Below are 16,042 nucleotides of genomic sequence, written 5' to 3' on the forward strand. Positions count from 1 at the left end.
ATAACGCCAAACTTTGGCTTAAAACCATCGGACGAACGGAAAAATAAATCGGAAATATCATTAAATCAAAACCTATTGATTTTTAGTAATTTAAAACAAACTTTTTTCGCAATGAAAAAACGAAATCCTTTGGAAGTTTTATTGTTTGAAAGCACCTTGACCGATTTTGATTTTTCGGAATTTAATCAACGACTTGAAATTTCTTTTTTGGCAACTTGGGAAATAGTTGATAATGAGATATTTCCTTCGTATATTCATAAAAAACTGATACTAAACGAGGTATGCGAATTTCAGTTTTCAGCCCCCAATTCGGATACTAAATTGCCATCGTTTGCGTTATCAAATCGGGGCGTGATTGTCGTGGAAGCGAGCGTTTTACAGACCCAAAGCAAGACCCATTTACGCCTTGATTTGGAAGGAAATCATCACCTTGAAATTAGTTGCAATTCACTGGAAATCAACGAAATAAACAAAAAATAATTATGCAATATATTGATTTAAATACACTTAGCCCTGATACGATTAACCAAACCGAGCCGCTTTATGTCAGTTTGAAAAAACACATCGACGCTGAAAAATTACGCCTTGTCAATGCCAAAGCGGCGGCAGGGAGTGAGGTTTTTGTGCTGATTTTTTTATCGGCGGAGGTGAAAATGTCCGTTTTGGCTGAATTGCCAAACGTTCGGCATATTTCGGTGTCACCAAATTATGAAAATCCGTTGGAAAGTTTGACGGAACTCGCCGATTTTGATTTAAAATCGTTAAAATTAGGGCAATTTGTCAAAAAAAACGCTATCTTTCAACCCAATTTCAGCAAGAAATATTGAAAATTTTGAGTTTTTGGAAGGTTTAGGCAATAAATCACAGCACGATTTTATCAATTTGCAACAAAATTTGAAAAAATTACATCTAAAATCGCTGGATTTGGCGTTGATTGCCCTGAATTTGCATCTGACCGATTTGTACATTCACAGCACTTTAAAGTCGGAAAATTTGCTGGGCGAGAAATTTCCGAATTTGGAGCGATTGCATTTACACGGCTTGTCAAAATTAGTAAATCATTCATTTATAGAGAGTTTGGAACATTTGACGAGCGTAAATATCAGTTACAACAGCCATTTGGAAAGTTTTCCGAAGTTGAAAAATCCTGAAAAAATCACGCAAATAATGATGTATACCTGTCCGAATTTTTGCGATGTGGCGAGTTTGCTTCGCTATGAAAATTTGGAAACTTTGGTGCTGACAAGCCACGATAAACCACTGAAAATGAGTGCAGATGATTTTACCAAACTCAAACAATTGCCCAAACTCAAAACCGTTTATACAGCTTGGGGCAGAAAACCCAAAGCCGAACTGGACAAAATTGAGCAACTTTACGCCGAAACCAATTGGATAAATTCTTCGTTAGAAATATGATATATAGCTTTGATTGTCAGGATATAAGAATTGAAAAATACAGCTCGGTGAAGTTTGCCGCCGAGGTATTTCCGCTGGAACAAAATTGTGATTTTTTGGAACTTTATAAAATCCACCAGCACAACGAATTACGATTTTTTTACAATGACGGTTCGCGACGGGTGGTGTATGCTCCGGCTTTTGATACGCTCTTTGTGGACAGCCAAAGTCAAATCGTAACTATTTGGATTTCAGAAGATAACCTAACATATGACAGCTCCAAAAACGGTTTTTCAACGGTGCAAATTCGTATCAAAAATCCGCAAGTTTTTCATCGTCTAACGGAAATTTTCGCTTTGGATAAAATGATTACTTTGGAAGATTGGCTAACGACTTAATTTTTACGATTTACTAAAATAAAGCGTAATTTATTGTCATTTTATTAGAAAAACACATAAAATTTTGAAAAGAAATAATATTCGTCTAAATTTGGCGGAAAATAATCATCTAGTAAAACAAAATCTATGAGCGATAAAAACTTGACTAACAACGAATTAACTTACCTTGAAGCCTTACAAAAATTTTGGAAAAGCGACCAAAAGAAATTACCGCCTACCAACTGCATTATTTACGCCGATGGCAGAGTTACCGTGCTGGATTTCATTGTGTTATACGACCCAAACACCCGAGAAAGTTCTGCCCGAGTATCGCCTTTGTGCGACACCACCATCGGCAGTTTGCTGAAATACAATGCGTGGGAGGATTGGACTTGGGTAGATGTATGGAATGAGTTGATTATCAGTGATAAACAAAAATTTGTCTGTGGCGATGGCAGTTACGGCAACGAGGGTTTTGTGGCGTGTGAGGACGGCGAGGGCAACTTGCTTTGGGCGTTATTTTCAGACCGAACCAATCCGATAAAATCGCTAAAAGTTGTTGAAAATCATTTGATTGGCATCACCGAACACGGAACATCACAAATTGAAATCAATTTAGACGATTTGACCGACATCAAATTTAATTTTATAACAAAAAACACCTAAAAACAATGAAAAGAAACATCATTTTAATGGCATTTTTACTGATAACCGCTTTGGTTTCGGCACAAAATCACTCGAAAAGCCTTTCTTCGGTGGAAAGTAAGCACGATTTTGAGCCGAATTTTGAGCAGGTGGTGAGGTCGGTTATTGATTCGTACAACCGAAAAGATGTTAAAAAACTCAATCAACTGATTCATAAAGAGATAGGGCTGTATTTTATGTATCTGCCTGGTTCTGTGCCTCGTTGGACGCACCAAAAGGAAATTTATTTGGACACCATTCAACGAGAAAATGTAATTTTGCCCTATTGGAACAGGGAAACACTTGCTTTTCAGAAAATTAAAGAAAATTTGCCTTTGAAAAAAGTACAAACGATAGATGTTTTGGAAGTGATTTCTTCTGAAAAAACGCCAACGGAAGGTTTGTTTTTTGTGGATAATCCTGATTTTCAGAAACAATTGTCCTTTTGCATTAAAACGGAATTGAAATATGAAATTTCGGACATCGAAACAAAACGAAAATACTTGACGGAACTCAAAAAAGTCCAAAAATTTGAGCAAAATACGCGTTGCATCGTCGCGATTTGGCAGAAAAATGACGGAGATTTTGACATTTTTATCTTTTATGTAACGAAAATGGATAAAAAATGGTACTTGACGATGATTGATTTTTCGAGTCTTCCGTAAGAAAAAAACGATTTTTATAGAAATAATTAAAAACTTAAAAACAATGAAAAGAAACATTATTTTACTGGCATTTTTACTGATAACCGCTTTGATTTCGGCACAAAATCACTCGAAAAGCCTTTCTTCGGTGGAAAGTAAGCACGATTTTGAGCAAACTTACGCTCGTTTGGTTCAAAAATTGGAAGAACTACAACTACCTGTTTTTGCGGACTTTAACCATTATGAAAACGCACAGGGGGTCGGACTGGCGATGGGCAAAAGCAGGGTCGTCGTTTTTGGAAATCCGAAAGTGGGGACGCTCCTGATGCAGGAAAATCCCGCCATTGCCCTTGATTTACCGATGAAAATCGCCGTGATTGAGGACAAAAACCAAAAAATACAGCTGATTTTCACCAACACCTCCGAACTTGCCAAGAAATATCGCATCAAAAACAAGTCTATTGCCGAAAAAATGCAGTTTTTATTGCAAAATATTGTCGATTTTGCGGCGAATTAGCGTTTTTTAGTAATAAAAATTAATTTTAATAATTAAAAACGAAAAAATATGACCGATTTTACTTACATTAAAAAGCTGTTTGGTATCGAGAAAAGCGATGGATTTTCAGCGGAAGAAATGCAAAATTTGCTTAAAATGAGTCCGATTGTGCCAAAAGTGCTGTCCGATTATTACACCGAATTGGGCAAAATTACGCCCCTCAACGCCACGCAAGATGTGTTGCTTTCGCCCGACAAGGTGGAGTGGTTAAAAAATGGCGACCATCTGATTTTTTATGCTGAAAATCAATGGACTTGCGTTTGGGCGATTCAAAAAACGGACTTGCCAAACGACAATCCGCCCGTGTATATGAGCTACGACCAAGAGGCGTGGGCAAAAGAAAATCAGACACTTAGCGATTTTTTCAACGCAATGGCGACACTCCAAGCGGTTTTGCTTTGCCTTTTTCGTCCGAGGATTTTTTGTTTGTCAGTGGCGAGGAGCTTGTCGTCATTGAGCAACATTTTCAGAAAAAGCCCTATGATTTTTCGCAGTGGCTGGGAGCGAGATTCTACGGAAACGCTGATAATGAGGTGATTGCCATTTTCAGAAACGATGGCTATTTCGATGTAATTTACGCCTCGTCAAGTGAGGAAAATTTTGCCAAAATAGATGCTCTTATCGGTCATTTGGGCAAAAAATAATCGTATTTTTGACAGAAAAATAATATATTATATTGATATTCAAAATTATAACGATATGAATAAAGGTTTTTACAAACAGGGTTCACGAGGTTTTATTGACCTGCAATTAACTGAGGCAGATATTTCAGAAATGCAAAAGTATAAGCGAATTAAATCTTTTGCAATCAGTCATTTAAAAGTTACAAATTTGGATTTTTTACTCCTTTTTCCAAACTTGGAAAGTGTGCAATTTTACGGTTGTACCATTGCTGACTATACCACCTTACGAAAAGTATCAAAACTTAAACTTCTGTTTTTCAATACAATACGAACAAGCAACGACAATTTTAATTTTTTGTCGCACGGATTTGAAAATTTGGAATGGCTTAGCATTTCCTATTGTCCTAAATTTGAGGTTTTTCCGAATTTGTCGGCGTGTAAGAATCTGAAAATGTTGGAGATTCGTAGATGTAAAAGTTTAATGGAGGTACAAAATATTCGTAAGATTCCCAATTTGGAAGGCATTAGTTTTTCGGTGTATAGTAAGCTCGAACCCTCTGATTTAGAGTTTATTATACAAATGCCTGATTTGAAATTAATTTCGTGTTATTTTCCCATAAAAAAACAAGAACAGCTTTTTAATGAGTTGTGTTTAAAGCATGGAAAAACAAAGGATTATGATTTAGTCAATGATAAAGATTCGCCTAAATTTGTACGAAAAATCTAAAAAAAATGAATTATTCTTATTATTACATTCAATCCGATGAAAATTTTAGCAAAAAGATAGAGCGAACGCAGTTGGTAGATTTTTTGCAAAGCGTCAAAGAATTGCAACAAAAAGACCATCAAACTTTTCAGAATTCAACTGATTTTCAGTGGTTTGATATGATTTTAACGGAAACGAAGGACGGCAATTTCGCCTCGTCCGATACGCCCATTGGCTGGGTTAGGCTCATTGCCGTTGTTTGTGATGAAAACGCTAATCAAAATGCTTATATACAGCTGTTTAGAAAAATCGCCGACCATTTTGGTTGGCAACTTTACAAAGAAAATGACGACCGAGAAAACGAGTTGATTTAAAAATACAACCAATTGTTTTTAAGTAAATTACAAAGAAATATGACAAACGAAAAAACACGCATAGCGACCGACATCGAAACGGATTTGTTTTACAAAATCCTCAAATTTTTGAAGGAAAACGGTTGGAAGCTCACCGCCGAGTACGACCCTGAAATTTTCGACAAAGCCATTGATTTTGACCTGTACGAACTCACCAAAGGCGAGGCATCGGTGCTGATGGTTTGGGATATTTGGTTCGGTGGTGAAATCCGTACGCAAGAAGCTGTTTTTGAAGAACTTTCCGTTGTTTTACCTTGCGAATTTTCATTCGGAAAACCCGAGCATTTCCACAAAGACAATTTGCTACAAAAATCGCCTCTGGTGGTGAGGTATTGATTTTTAAAATGAAATAAACCTATGAACATCAAAAAGTTACAACTAAAAATTTGTAAAAAATACCAATCCGAATTTGAGCAATTGCAATCCGATGAAATGGTGGCAGTGGCACTGGACACTTTGGGGCAAATGCCGATTTGTGGCGAACGCATCGTGCTGGAAGCGGGGCAAAATGTGTCGTGGTTTATCCATTGTGGGGAGCATTCTGACGCGGAGGATTTTTACAAACCTGTGCATTGGTATCACTTAATCGACTTATTACCAGAGGTTTTACCTTATTTGGGTCTGTCACAAGGCTTTCGCTTTATCATTGATAACGAGGGCTATGAAGATGTTTGGAGTGAGATTTAAAATGTTCGTGAGGCTCGACTTTGAAACTTTTAATTTGAGAGAAATAAAGTATGAAAATTTACTTTTTTAACACTGAAAAAGACGATTTTAGTCCGTAATTTTCAGATGAAACTAAAATATTTCTTGTTTTAATAGGAAATTACCCTAAATTTGCACAGGTAAAAAAGATATTAAATCATCTGTTTTAGGGTTAAGAAATTGACAGAATGAAATTATTTAAAAGAAGTCCGTTCGGACAAATATTATGGATAAAACGCTGGTTAATAAGGCTTTTTGGTTTAATTACGCACAGTCGTTATAACGGATTTAATCAGCTGAAAATAGAAGGCTCGGACGTTATCAGAGCTTTGCCTGAAACCAACGTGCTTTTCATTTCCAATCATCAGACTTATTTTGCCGATGTTGCGGCGATGTTGCACGTTTTTAACGCCAGTTTGCAAGGTAGGGTCGATACTATTAAAAATATCGGTTATTTATGGAATCCGAAGTTAAATATCTATTACATAGCGGCTTCCGAAACGATGAAATCGGGTTTGCTACCCAAAATTTTGAGTTATGTAGGGGCAGTTCCGGTCGATAGAACTTGGCGTGAAAAAGGTAAAGAAATACAACGCGAAGTAAAGCAAAGCGACGTAGAAAACATCGGCATTGCACTCAATGACGGTTGGGTCATTACCTTTCCGCAGGGAACAACCTCGCCTTGGAAACCGATTCGTAAAGGAACGGCACACTTAATCAAGCAGTATAAGCCTGTGGTTGTTCCGATTGTCATTGACGGATTCCGCCGTTCGTTCGATAAAAAAGGTATCAACATTAAAAAGAAAGGCGTACAACAATCAATGGTTATAAAACAACCCTTACAAATTGATTATGAGAATGAAAGCATCGAGCAAATCGTTGAAAAAATTGAAATGGCGATTGAGCAACACGAGTCCTTTTTAAAAGTAAAAAATGATTAAAAATTTTACCTTTGTTAGCATTTTTGAGCTTTGGCAAAGATATAAAAACAAACAACAACTTACCCCCAACTGCAATGCTGATTAAAACCCAAGCCATTGTCATTTCTTCTTTGAAATACGGCGATAACAGCCTGATTGTGCGCTGTTTTACAAAAAATTACGGCGTGCAGAGTTATCTGCTTCAAGGAGTGCTGTCTTCCCGAAAAAGCACATTGAAATCGGCTTTGTTCCAACCCTTTATGCAGTTGGAAATCGTTGCTACGCACAAAAACTCAGGCACGTTGGAACGCATCAAAGAAGCCAAAGTGCATCACGTGTATCGGTCGTTACACACCCACATTTACAAAAGTTCGGTGGCGTTATTTTTATCGGAAGTGTGTTCGCTGGTATGCACAACTGAACATCCTGAGCCTGAACTCTATAACTTTCTGTCGGAAAAACTCTGTTTTTTTGATGAAAATGATTTTATGGCTAATTTTCATCTGAAATTTTTGGTTGATTTAACCCGCTTTTTGGGTTTTTATCCCGACACTACGAATGATAACCACCTGTTTTTTAATCTGGAAGAAGGTATTTTTTCACATTTTGATGAGGTTAAATACACCATTTCAGGCACCGAATTGGTTTTATTCAAAAACATTTTAACGGCACAGTACAGTGATTTACATCATATAAAAACAACCAAAACAGAACGCAATGCCTTAATTAATAAATTATTAAAATATTATCAGTGGCATTTTCCAAGCTTTCGCAACACCAAATCGTTGGACGTGTTGCAAAGTTTATTTTAATTTTTCGGCAAAAAATATACGCAAATAATTGCCATAGTTCATTTTTAATTTTACCTTTGCGGGTTAGAAGCCTGTTTGTAAAAGAAAAATACAAATTGATATTGATTTAAAACCATATTCCAACTATGAAAATAGTCATTAAATCCGCAAAAATTTTAGATTCGTTAAGCGTTTTTCACAATAAAGTAAAGGATATCTTAATTTCGGACGGAATTATTGTAAAAATAGCAGACCAAATCGCTATTGATAATGCCGATAAAGTCATTGAAAACGTTTGTGTTTCACAAGGTTGGGCAGACAGCAGCGTTTGCTTGGGCGAACCCGGTTTTGAAGAACGTGAAACGCTCGAAAACGGAATGAAAACAGCCCAAAAAAGCGGATTTACACACGTGTTAATCAACCCTTTAACCAATCCGGTAACCGACACAAAAACAGCGGTAACTTATATCAAAAACAAAACACGCCACTTTGCCGTAACGGCGCACCCCATCGGGGCTTTAACCATTGAAAGCAAAGGGGAAGCCCTTGCCGAGTTGTTCGATATGCAAAGCGAAGGTGCCGTAGCCTTTGGCGACTATAAAAAGCCTATTACGAACAGCAACCTACTGAAAATAGCCTTGCAATACGCTCAAAATTTCGGAGGAATTGTAATTTCATTTCCGAACGACCCCAAAATTATGGGTAAAGGAGTTGTAAATGAGCATATTTCGGCTACTAAACTCGGGCTGAAAGGCATTCCGGAACTGGCTGAAACCTTGTGTATTGCGCGCGATTTGGCAATTTTGGAATATACTGGTGGCAAACTACACATTCCTACCATTTCAACGGCAAAATCGGTGGCGCTTATCGGTGAAGCCAAAGCCAAAGGATTAGACGTAACGTGCAGCGTATCAGCACATCATATTCACTTTACGGACGAGGTTTTAGACGGATTTGACACCCGTTTTAAGGTGCTTCCACCCCTACGCGATGCACAAAATGTACACGCCCTACGCGAAGGATTATGCAGCGGAATTATCGACTTTGTAACCTCTGACCATAATCCGTTAGATGTGGAACTTAAATTTAAAGAATTTGACCACGCCGCTTTTGGCACTATTGGACTAGAAACTGTTTTTGGTATTCTGAATCAGTATGTTAACACGGAGCAAGCAGTAGCATTACTGACAGGCGCACGCAAACGTTTCGGCATCAAAACACAACCGATTGCTGAAAATACCCCAGCCGATTTAACCTTGTTCACCCCCGATGACTGCTATGTTTTCAAGCAGAAACATATCTTGTCAAGCTCAAAAAACACAGCGTTTTTGGGTGAAACCCTAAAAGGAAAGGCAATAGGTATCATCGCTAATAAACAATTGATTTTAAATAATTAAAACAAATTTTAGTATGAAAACAAACAACGCACCTCACGAATTGCCATTGCACTGTATCATTCGTGAACCTTTGGTAAAAACAAAGCGTCCGCCGGTTATTTTTATGCTTCACGGCTACGGCAGTAACGAAGAAGATTTATTTTCGTTTGCCAATGAACTTCCTGCAAAATACGCTGTTGTGTCAGTGCAAGCCCCTCATAAGCTCGCCGACTTTGGGTATGCTTGGTACTCCATTGATTTTCAATCCGAACAAGGCAAATGGAGCGATGATGCGCAAGCGGTTGAATCGCGTGATTTAATTGTTGAATTTATTGACGCGACTTGTGAGCTGTACGGCTACGACACGAAGAACATTACACTAATCGGATTTAGTCAGGGGAGCATTCTCAGTATGGCTGTCGCGCTTTCTTATCCGGATAAAATACGGAATGTCATTGCATTAAGCGGCTACCTAAACACAAATATCCTCAAAGAAGATTACCGTGAAAGAACGCATTTTACCCCTAAATTTTACATATCGCACGGGCTTAGTGACCAGGTCATTCCGGTGGAATGGGCAAGGCAAACCGTGAATATTTTAAAAGAACTAAACGTAGATTACACCTATGAGGAGTTTCCTGTGGGGCACGGAGTATCTCCGCAGAATTTTTACTCATTTCGGGAGTGGCTTCCTCAACAGTAAGAGGCTTGTTTTCTCTGTTTTTCAACTAATATAGCGTGCAATGCGAGGGGTTATAAAATCAAAGTATGATATTTTAAAACAAAAGGCATACGTAATTATTTACGGAACCAACACACCGCTAGGAAAACTCTTTGACATTATTTTACTAGTGTTGATTTTTTTCAGCGTGATAATGGTAATGCTTGAAACGGTGGAAGATATTGACCATCAGGCACACGGTTTTCTCGTTTTTTTAGAATGGGTTATTACCATTTTTTTTACGTTGGAATATATTTTAAGGATTATTTCAAACAAGCGCCCACTGCAATATATTTTTAGCTTTTACGGGATAATTGACTTAATATCAATACTCCCGATGTATTTATCGTTTTTCATTCCGGGGTCAAAAGCCCTTTCGGTGGTTAGGGCATTACGCCTGCTTAGGATTTTCCGTATTCTAGACTTGGTTAGCTTTACCGATCAAGGTAACGAACTGAAAATGGCACTGCGAACCAGTCGCAATAAAATCATTGTTTTTATTTATTTTGTATTGGTGATCTGTATTTTACTGGGTTCATTAATGTATGTAATTGAGGGTCAAGAGAGTGGATTCACGAGTATTCCGCGCAGTATTTATTGGTGTATCGTAACACTTACCACCGTTGGATATGGTGACATTGCTCCCGCAACCACACTGGGGCAGATGATAGCCTCGTTTGTAATGATTTTGGGTTACGGAATCATCGCCGTGCCCACCGGAATTGTTACTGCCGAGTACTCCCGAGCCAAGTCAAAAATCAAATTGGGAACACTCCAACGCAAATCTTTCCGAATGACTGCTTTCGAAAATTCGGATTATTCTGAAAATTTGTTAAGTTGTACAAACTGTGGTTATCAAAATCACCTACAAAATGCAAAATTTTGTTGCCAATGTGGTTCATCGTTAAGAAGAAAGAAAAATGGAACAAAAACAAAACGATAACTTACTGATAACCATCGTAGGACCTACCGCAATAGGGAAAACCCGTTTGGCAATTGAACTGGCAAATTACTACCAAACCGAAATCGTTTCGTGTGATTCACGGCAATTTTTCAAAGAAATGTACATCGGTACGGCAGTACCTGAACCCGATGAACTAATGGCTGCTAAACACCATTTTGTGCAACATAAAAGCATTTTTGAACCCTATTCGGTTGGTGATTTTGAACGCGATGCCATCGCTCTTTTAGAATATCTATTTGAAAATAAGAACATTGTGATTATGGTGGGCGGTAGCGGACTTTATGCCGATGCCGTGCTTCACGGGTTGGATTCCTTTCCGGAAGTTCCCGAAAAAATACGTACCAAACTCAACGCTCTTTTTCAAGAGAAAGGTATTGAATATTTGCAAGATAAACTCAAAACGTATGACCCCGAACATTTCCAAAAGGTTGATATTCAAAACCCACAACGAATGATTCGGGCTTTAGAGGTTTGTTTGGCAAGCGGACTCCCCTACTCTTCGTTTCTGAAAAAGAATAAAGCCCAACGCCCGTTTAAAACTATTGAAATTGGATTAACGGCAAGCAGAGATATTGTTTATCAGCGCATTAACTTCCGTGTTGAACAAATGCTTGAAAAAGGATTGCTTCGTGAGGCTCAAAATTTATTTCCACACAGAAAACTAAACGCCTTACAAACAGTTGGTTACAGAGAATTATTTGATTTTTTTGAAAGAAAAACATCACTGAACTTTGCCATCGAAGAAATCAAGAAAAACACACGCCGATTTGCCAAACGCCAGTACACTTGGTTCAACAAAAACCAAAAAATCCGTTGGTTTGACTACCAAACACCTGTTCAGGAAATTATAAAAGACATAAATATTTAACATTTTTTTACATAAAAATAGAAATTAAGCGAATTTTAAAGCAAAAAATAGCCTCTAATTATTAAAGTTTTATTAAAAAAAATATCTTCATTTTTTTGTGTAGTTTTTTTAATTACTTTTGCCCCATAAAATTAAATAAAAGTTAAAAACTAAAAGTCGATTAACTATGGGATTTTTAAAAGAATTTAAAGAATTTGCCGTAAAAGGAAATGTGGTTGATATGGCAGTCGGTGTGATTATCGGTGGAGCTTTCGGGAAAATCGTAAGCTCTTTCATCGAAGATGTTGTTACACCACTTCTTCTTAACCCAGCTTTGGAGGCAGCAAACTTGAAAAACATTGAAGAACTTACCGCTTTTGGTGGTGTTAAGTACGGAATGTTCCTTTCAGCAGTGATTAACTTTGTAATTATTGCCTTCATTTTGTTTATGGTGATTAAAGGCATCAACAAAATGAAAAACGAAAAACCGGCTGAAGAGGCTCCGGCAGCTCCGGCAGGACCAACACAAGAGGAATTACTTGCTGAAATCAGAGACTTATTGAAAAAATAAGCCAAACAGACAGTAAAACTTTACAAAAACAGGTTGCTTTTTCGAGCAACCTGTTTTATTTACATCGTAAATAACTCATTTAATGTTACTTAACCAAACTTTCATTTCCTCCTCCCACCAACGCTTCCGTGCTGAGATGCTCCCCAAAGTGATGGACAATTTCGTTTAGGACGTACTCCTGTTGGGTGCTGTTAAACGCCGAAGTGGCATCGGAAATCAAGAAAGTATTGTAGCCTTTTTCGTGGGCATCACGCAGGGTGCTTTCCACGCAAACGTGGGTGGCGTAACCTGCCAAATACAGATTTTCGACCTTGTTATTCCGAAGGTAAACATCTAAGTTTGAGCCTGTAAAGCCACTGGCTCCGACCCTGCCCGTAACCACAAATTCGCCATCGATGGGTTGCACGGTTTCATAAAATCGCGACCCAAATTCGTTGATAGGAAACGTTCCTGCCTTGGGAATCGCCTCCCGAAGTCCGCTTTTTCCGTTGGCAAGTTCGGGATAGCCCTTCTCGAAACGCAATCCGCAGTGAATTAACAAAATGTCGTTTTTTCGGGCAAAATCAACCAATTTTTCAATGTTTTTGATGGATTTTTGCATCATTTCTTCGTCTTGAATCAATAATTTGCGAAGTTTTCCGTCTGGGTGCATCCACTCGTTTTGGGTTTCAATAAGCAAAATTGCCGATTTCCCTTGGGTTTGTCCCTCCGCTTGATAGCTCATAATCAGTGTCATAAAAAATACAACGTTTAAAAATAATTGTTTCATTGTTCTGAATTTTCAATTTTTGTAAATAATTTTCAAAATGCAAAATAATCATTTTATTTTGAGATAAACAACAATAATTGTAAATAATTTACAAAATATTTTTGACAAAACTGATTGTCAGATAATTATAAAAAATCAACATATTTTTTAAACGAAAAAAAATTTTCTAAAAAAACAGAAGAAATTTGGAATGCCTAAAAAATTGTATTTCAGTCAAAAAGGTGTATATTTGCCCAATAAAAACCGTTTTTGGAGCATTGATTTCTTTTTTTCAAAAAACGAAAATGATTTAAAACTATGCGAAAAATTATCCTTTTGGCAAGTGTCTTGATTTTGAGCAGTTGCCAGTTTTTTAACAAAAATAACAATGAAAATCAAGAAGTTACCGACACAGATATTCCTAGAGCGAAACTTGTTTGGCTTGATTTTATCGACCCAGCCTTAATCGAAAAGAAATTCGTAACCAACCGAAAGGGAACGACCCTCTTTCTGGGTGCTGACGAAAACACAAGGAAAATCGATACAGCACCCTACGGCACAGGCTTGGAAGTGATTGAAGAATACGAGGATTGGTACGTTGTGCAGTGGTACGTAACCGAAGAATATGAGGAAGACGGCAAGGAAATCAGCCGAATGGGCTGGGCAAAGGCTTATGTCAAGAAAACTGATGTGGGTAATTTGGAAGATATAAAACTTAAAGAGTCAGACCTTTATGCTTTATATGAAGAATTAGAAAGTCCTATTTCCGAAGAAACGGTTCGTGATATGTTTCAAATAGAACTCATCGATCAAAAAACATATAACGAAGCTAAAAAACTGCGTGTGAGCCACTTACTTCAAGATACCCTTGCCGTACGAAAACTCAACGGAGCCTTATCGCTGACTTTTGAGGATTATTCCGTTGTGGTTCTGAAAGATAACGATACGGATAACGATGAGGGCGAAGTCTACGAATATATGGGGCAAATCGAAGCCTTACAAAAATATGTCGTTTATGCAAGTTATTTTGAATCAGGAGAATACATTTTATTTGATAAAAGAAACGGCAAAAGACAGGAATTTTCAGGATTTCCGTACCTATCGCCTGACAAAAAGCAAATTTTTGTGTTCCCTATTATAATGGAAGAACAAGTGTCGGGCGTTATTTTTTACGAAGTTAATGAAAATCAAGAGATTAAAGAGCTTATTTCTGCTCCTTTTAAAAATTGGATGCCTTATTTCGATGTGTACGAGGGCTTGTTTTGGGCAACGGACGAATATTTCTATATGCCTGTAAATCACACTGCTGTGTATTGGAACGAGTACGGAAATTACAATACTCAAAACTGCCAATATCTCCGAATTAAAAAGAAATGATAATTCATTAACAATCAACTATTATACTTTTAATTAAGGAAATATTTTACTTATTTCATTGAAATGGATAAGTAATCATTGCAAAATAGTTACAAAAATGGTTATATTTGCCATTCAGAAATAAACTTCTTATAATCAACATTTTAATTGATGAAAATAGGCATTATCGGAGCAGGAATCGGCGGACTTACCACAGCCTTAGCCCTGAAAGGAAACGACCGACAAATAACAATTTACGAAAAAGCTACCCAAATTAAACCTGTGGGAGCCGGTATTGTTATGGCAAGTAACGCGATGCAAGTGTTTGATACACTGGGAATCCGAAAAGTCATCGAAAATTCGGGTCATATCGTCTCTGAAATATACATTGCTGATAATCAATTAAAAACAATATCCAAAACGAATCTTACAAATTTAGAACTAAAATACGGCGTAAAAAACATTGCTATCCACCGTGCCGATTTACAAAAAATATTAACAGAAGCTATTGGTTATGAAACCATTAAACTTTCAAAGCGTTTGTTAAAAATTGAAGATAATAACAATTATAAACTCATTTTTGAAGACGGAAATTCAGAAGTTTGCGATGTATTAATTGGAGCTGACGGCATTCATTCTGTCATTAGAAATCAATTATTTGGGGGCGGAAAAATCAGAAATACCAACCAAAAATGTTGGCGAGGATTGTGCGATTTCAAATTATCCGAAGAGTACAAACACAAAGCATTTGAACTATGGGGGAAGGGAAAACGATTTGGTTTTGTACAAGTTAGCAACCAAAAAGTATATTGGTATGCCGTGATAAACAGCCATTTACAACAAGAAAAAAACAATCTTTTACATCTGTTCAGCGATTTTCATCACGATGTTTTAACCTTGATTGAAGCGACACCAAAAGAGGCTATCATTCTAAACGATATTATTGATTTACAACCCATTAACAAATGGTGCAAAAATAAGATATGTTTAATTGGAGATGCTGCCCACGCTACCACCCCAAATATGGGACAGGGAGCTTGTCAAGCAGTAGAAGATGCGTTTGTTTTGGGAAAATTGTTCAAAGAAAGTAACAATATTGAGCAAATTTTTGCCAAATATGAGCAATTACGAATGAAAAAAGCACATTATATCGCCAATATGAGTCAAAAAATAGGGAAAATAGCTCATTTTGAAAATAATTTGGCTATGTGGTGCAGAAATCAACTGCTGAAAACAGTACCTGATTCATTCAATGAAAAACAATTGGATAAGATTTTTAACATAACTTACTGAAATTAAATGAACAAAGAGAACAACGACCTTGGTTTTGATTTTGAATTTTTAGAGAAATTGGTGGTGGGCATTGGTGAGGTGTCGCAAATCACGGGCATTCCAACGCGACAAATTCGCTATTGGGAAGACAAGGGTATCATCAAAAGTCTGACCGAAGAGGAGGGCAAAAACCGCCGATACAATTATCAGAATATCAAAAAAATGCTACTCATCAAAGAACTGATGGATGAAGGCTACACCCTTGATGCTTCCGCTGAAAAAGTACAAAAACGAATGGAGATGATCAGTCAAATGTTGGAAAAATTAAAGAAATAACGGATTGGGAATTACTATTTTTAATTAAAACTCATAC

General features: G+C 37.2%; 23 protein-coding genes. 22 read left to right on the plus strand and 1 reads right to left on the minus strand.

What is annotated here, in order from left to right; genetic code table 11:
* From Q4D72_RS06965 to mscL, 19 genes are all read left to right on the plus strand, one after another.
* The coding region (locus tag Q4D72_RS06965; RefSeq protein WP_303076997.1) for a hypothetical protein at positions 1-480 on the plus strand (480 nt) is incomplete at its 5' end.
* A 2-nt stretch (positions 481-482) separates the two neighbouring features.
* Complete coding sequence (locus Q4D72_RS06970; protein WP_303076998.1) at positions 483-827, plus strand: hypothetical protein; 345 nt, start codon at positions 483-485, stop codon at positions 825-827.
* Between the two features lie 67 nt (positions 828-894).
* The gene (locus Q4D72_RS06975; RefSeq protein ID WP_303076999.1) at positions 895-1,416 is read left to right on the plus strand and encodes a hypothetical protein; all 522 of its coding nucleotides are present in this window, start codon (positions 895-897) and stop codon (positions 1,414-1,416) included.
* Positions 1,413-1,793 carry a hypothetical protein gene (locus Q4D72_RS06980; RefSeq protein WP_303077000.1) on the plus strand — a complete coding sequence of 127 codons (381 nt, stop codon included), beginning with the start codon at positions 1,413-1,415 and terminating at the stop codon, positions 1,791-1,793. The genes Q4D72_RS06975 and Q4D72_RS06980 overlap by 4 nt, the downstream gene beginning before the upstream one ends.
* Positions 1,794-1,919: 126 nt before the next feature.
* On the plus strand, positions 1,920-2,438 hold the full coding sequence (locus Q4D72_RS06985) for a hypothetical protein (RefSeq protein WP_303077001.1): 519 nt from the start codon (positions 1,920-1,922) through the stop codon (positions 2,436-2,438).
* 5 nt (positions 2,439-2,443) lie between these two features.
* Positions 2,444-3,121 carry a hypothetical protein gene (locus Q4D72_RS06990; RefSeq protein WP_303077002.1) on the plus strand — a complete coding sequence of 226 codons (678 nt, stop codon included), beginning with the start codon at positions 2,444-2,446 and terminating at the stop codon, positions 3,119-3,121.
* 43 nt (positions 3,122-3,164) lie between these two features.
* A complete protein-coding gene (locus tag Q4D72_RS06995) occupies positions 3,165-3,617 on the plus strand; it encodes a DUF302 domain-containing protein (protein WP_303077004.1) in 453 nt (150 codons plus the stop codon).
* A gap of 48 nt (positions 3,618-3,665) precedes the next feature.
* Positions 3,666-4,193, plus strand: coding sequence for a hypothetical protein (locus Q4D72_RS07000; RefSeq protein ID WP_303077005.1), 528 nt, complete (start codon positions 3,666-3,668; stop codon positions 4,191-4,193).
* Positions 4,194-4,355: 162 nt separating this feature from the next.
* Positions 4,356-5,006, plus strand: a complete 651-nt coding sequence (locus tag Q4D72_RS07005) for a hypothetical protein (protein WP_303077007.1) — start codon at positions 4,356-4,358, stop codon at positions 5,004-5,006.
* Between the two features lie 5 nt (positions 5,007-5,011).
* The gene (locus Q4D72_RS07010) at positions 5,012-5,359 is read left to right on the plus strand and encodes a hypothetical protein (RefSeq protein ID WP_303077008.1); all 348 of its coding nucleotides are present in this window, start codon (positions 5,012-5,014) and stop codon (positions 5,357-5,359) included.
* Positions 5,360-5,398: 39 nt separating this feature from the next.
* Positions 5,399-5,734, plus strand: a complete 336-nt coding sequence (locus Q4D72_RS07015; RefSeq protein WP_303077009.1) for a hypothetical protein — start codon at positions 5,399-5,401, stop codon at positions 5,732-5,734.
* Positions 5,735-5,755: 21 nt separating this feature from the next.
* Positions 5,756-6,085, plus strand: coding sequence for a hypothetical protein (locus Q4D72_RS07020; protein WP_303077010.1), 330 nt, complete (start codon positions 5,756-5,758; stop codon positions 6,083-6,085).
* Between the two features lie 206 nt (positions 6,086-6,291).
* On the plus strand, positions 6,292-7,044 hold the full coding sequence (locus Q4D72_RS07025; RefSeq protein ID WP_303077011.1) for a 1-acyl-sn-glycerol-3-phosphate acyltransferase: 753 nt from the start codon (positions 6,292-6,294) through the stop codon (positions 7,042-7,044).
* Between the two features lie 74 nt (positions 7,045-7,118).
* Positions 7,119-7,835 carry a DNA repair protein RecO gene (recO, locus tag Q4D72_RS07030; protein WP_303077013.1) on the plus strand — a complete coding sequence of 239 codons (717 nt, stop codon included), beginning with the start codon at positions 7,119-7,121 and terminating at the stop codon, positions 7,833-7,835.
* 125 nt (positions 7,836-7,960) lie between these two features.
* Positions 7,961-9,211: a dihydroorotase family protein gene (locus Q4D72_RS07035; RefSeq protein ID WP_303077015.1), complete on the plus strand. Its 1,251-nt coding sequence runs from the start codon at positions 7,961-7,963 to the stop codon at positions 9,209-9,211.
* Between the two features lie 13 nt (positions 9,212-9,224).
* Positions 9,225-9,893 carry an alpha/beta hydrolase gene (locus tag Q4D72_RS07040; RefSeq protein WP_303077017.1) on the plus strand — a complete coding sequence of 223 codons (669 nt, stop codon included), beginning with the start codon at positions 9,225-9,227 and terminating at the stop codon, positions 9,891-9,893.
* A 40-nt stretch (positions 9,894-9,933) separates the two neighbouring features.
* Positions 9,934-10,854 (plus strand): ion transporter, encoded by a 921-nt coding sequence (locus Q4D72_RS07045; protein WP_303077018.1) that lies wholly within the window; start codon positions 9,934-9,936, stop codon positions 10,852-10,854.
* A complete protein-coding gene (gene miaA, locus Q4D72_RS07050; RefSeq protein WP_303077019.1) occupies positions 10,832-11,743 on the plus strand; it encodes a tRNA (adenosine(37)-N6)-dimethylallyltransferase MiaA in 912 nt (303 codons plus the stop codon). The genes Q4D72_RS07045 and miaA overlap by 23 nt, the downstream gene beginning before the upstream one ends.
* A gap of 166 nt (positions 11,744-11,909) precedes the next feature.
* Positions 11,910-12,293, plus strand: a complete 384-nt coding sequence (mscL, locus tag Q4D72_RS07055) for a large conductance mechanosensitive channel protein MscL (protein WP_303077020.1) — start codon at positions 11,910-11,912, stop codon at positions 12,291-12,293.
* An 85-nt stretch (positions 12,294-12,378) separates the two neighbouring features.
* Here mscL and Q4D72_RS07060 read toward each other — a convergent pair whose 3' ends face one another.
* The gene (locus Q4D72_RS07060) at positions 12,379-13,062 is read right to left on the minus strand and encodes a cysteine hydrolase (RefSeq protein WP_303077021.1); all 684 of its coding nucleotides are present in this window, start codon (positions 13,060-13,062) and stop codon (positions 12,379-12,381) included.
* 297 nt (positions 13,063-13,359) lie between these two features.
* On the opposite strand from Q4D72_RS07060, the gene Q4D72_RS07065 reads away from it, so the two are divergent.
* From Q4D72_RS07065 to Q4D72_RS07075, 3 genes are all read left to right on the plus strand, one after another.
* Positions 13,360-14,418, plus strand: a complete 1,059-nt coding sequence (locus tag Q4D72_RS07065; RefSeq protein ID WP_303077023.1) for a hypothetical protein — start codon at positions 13,360-13,362, stop codon at positions 14,416-14,418.
* A gap of 150 nt (positions 14,419-14,568) precedes the next feature.
* Positions 14,569-15,690, plus strand: coding sequence for an FAD-dependent monooxygenase (locus tag Q4D72_RS07070; RefSeq protein WP_303077024.1), 1,122 nt, complete (start codon positions 14,569-14,571; stop codon positions 15,688-15,690).
* A 6-nt stretch (positions 15,691-15,696) separates the two neighbouring features.
* Entirely contained in the window at positions 15,697-16,005 is a 309-nt protein-coding gene (locus Q4D72_RS07075) for a MerR family transcriptional regulator (protein ID WP_303077025.1), read from the plus strand.
* The last annotated feature ends 37 nt before the right edge of the window (positions 16,006-16,042 follow it).

Source organism: Capnocytophaga sp. (assembly GCF_030532915.1).
Lineage (GTDB): Bacteria > Bacteroidota > Bacteroidia > Flavobacteriales > Flavobacteriaceae > Capnocytophaga.

What these genes read in the sequence shown, in the direction of transcription:
- Q4D72_RS06970 (WP_303076998.1), top strand. Translation starts at nt 483, where the DNA reads ATGCAATATATTGATTTAAATACACTTAGCCCTGATACGATTAACCAA.
- Q4D72_RS06980 (WP_303077000.1), top strand. Translation starts at nt 1,413, where the DNA reads ATGATATATAGCTTTGATTGTCAGGATATAAGAATTGAAAAATACAGC.
- Q4D72_RS06985 (WP_303077001.1), top strand. Translation starts at nt 1,920, where the DNA reads ATGAGCGATAAAAACTTGACTAACAACGAATTAACTTACCTTGAAGCC.
- Q4D72_RS06990 (WP_303077002.1), top strand. Translation starts at nt 2,444, where the DNA reads ATGAAAAGAAACATCATTTTAATGGCATTTTTACTGATAACCGCTTTG.
- Q4D72_RS06995 (WP_303077004.1), top strand. Translation starts at nt 3,165, where the DNA reads ATGAAAAGAAACATTATTTTACTGGCATTTTTACTGATAACCGCTTTG.
- Q4D72_RS07000 (WP_303077005.1), top strand. Translation starts at nt 3,666, where the DNA reads ATGACCGATTTTACTTACATTAAAAAGCTGTTTGGTATCGAGAAAAGC.
- Q4D72_RS07005 (WP_303077007.1), top strand. Translation starts at nt 4,356, where the DNA reads ATGAATAAAGGTTTTTACAAACAGGGTTCACGAGGTTTTATTGACCTG.
- Q4D72_RS07010 (WP_303077008.1), top strand. Translation starts at nt 5,012, where the DNA reads ATGAATTATTCTTATTATTACATTCAATCCGATGAAAATTTTAGCAAA.
- Q4D72_RS07015 (WP_303077009.1), top strand. Translation starts at nt 5,399, where the DNA reads ATGACAAACGAAAAAACACGCATAGCGACCGACATCGAAACGGATTTG.
- Q4D72_RS07020 (WP_303077010.1), top strand. Translation starts at nt 5,756, where the DNA reads ATGAACATCAAAAAGTTACAACTAAAAATTTGTAAAAAATACCAATCC.
- Q4D72_RS07025 (WP_303077011.1), top strand. Translation starts at nt 6,292, where the DNA reads ATGAAATTATTTAAAAGAAGTCCGTTCGGACAAATATTATGGATAAAA.
- recO (WP_303077013.1), top strand. Translation starts at nt 7,119, where the DNA reads ATGCTGATTAAAACCCAAGCCATTGTCATTTCTTCTTTGAAATACGGC.
- Q4D72_RS07035 (WP_303077015.1), top strand. Translation starts at nt 7,961, where the DNA reads ATGAAAATAGTCATTAAATCCGCAAAAATTTTAGATTCGTTAAGCGTT.
- Q4D72_RS07040 (WP_303077017.1), top strand. Translation starts at nt 9,225, where the DNA reads ATGAAAACAAACAACGCACCTCACGAATTGCCATTGCACTGTATCATT.
- Q4D72_RS07045 (WP_303077018.1), top strand. Translation starts at nt 9,934, where the DNA reads ATGCGAGGGGTTATAAAATCAAAGTATGATATTTTAAAACAAAAGGCA.
- miaA (WP_303077019.1), top strand. Translation starts at nt 10,832, where the DNA reads ATGGAACAAAAACAAAACGATAACTTACTGATAACCATCGTAGGACCT.
- mscL (WP_303077020.1), top strand. Translation starts at nt 11,910, where the DNA reads ATGGGATTTTTAAAAGAATTTAAAGAATTTGCCGTAAAAGGAAATGTG.
- Q4D72_RS07060 (WP_303077021.1), bottom strand. Translation starts at nt 13,062, where the DNA reads ATGAAACAATTATTTTTAAACGTTGTATTTTTTATGACACTGATTATG.
- Q4D72_RS07065 (WP_303077023.1), top strand. Translation starts at nt 13,360, where the DNA reads ATGCGAAAAATTATCCTTTTGGCAAGTGTCTTGATTTTGAGCAGTTGC.
- Q4D72_RS07070 (WP_303077024.1), top strand. Translation starts at nt 14,569, where the DNA reads ATGAAAATAGGCATTATCGGAGCAGGAATCGGCGGACTTACCACAGCC.
- Q4D72_RS07075 (WP_303077025.1), top strand. Translation starts at nt 15,697, where the DNA reads ATGAACAAAGAGAACAACGACCTTGGTTTTGATTTTGAATTTTTAGAG.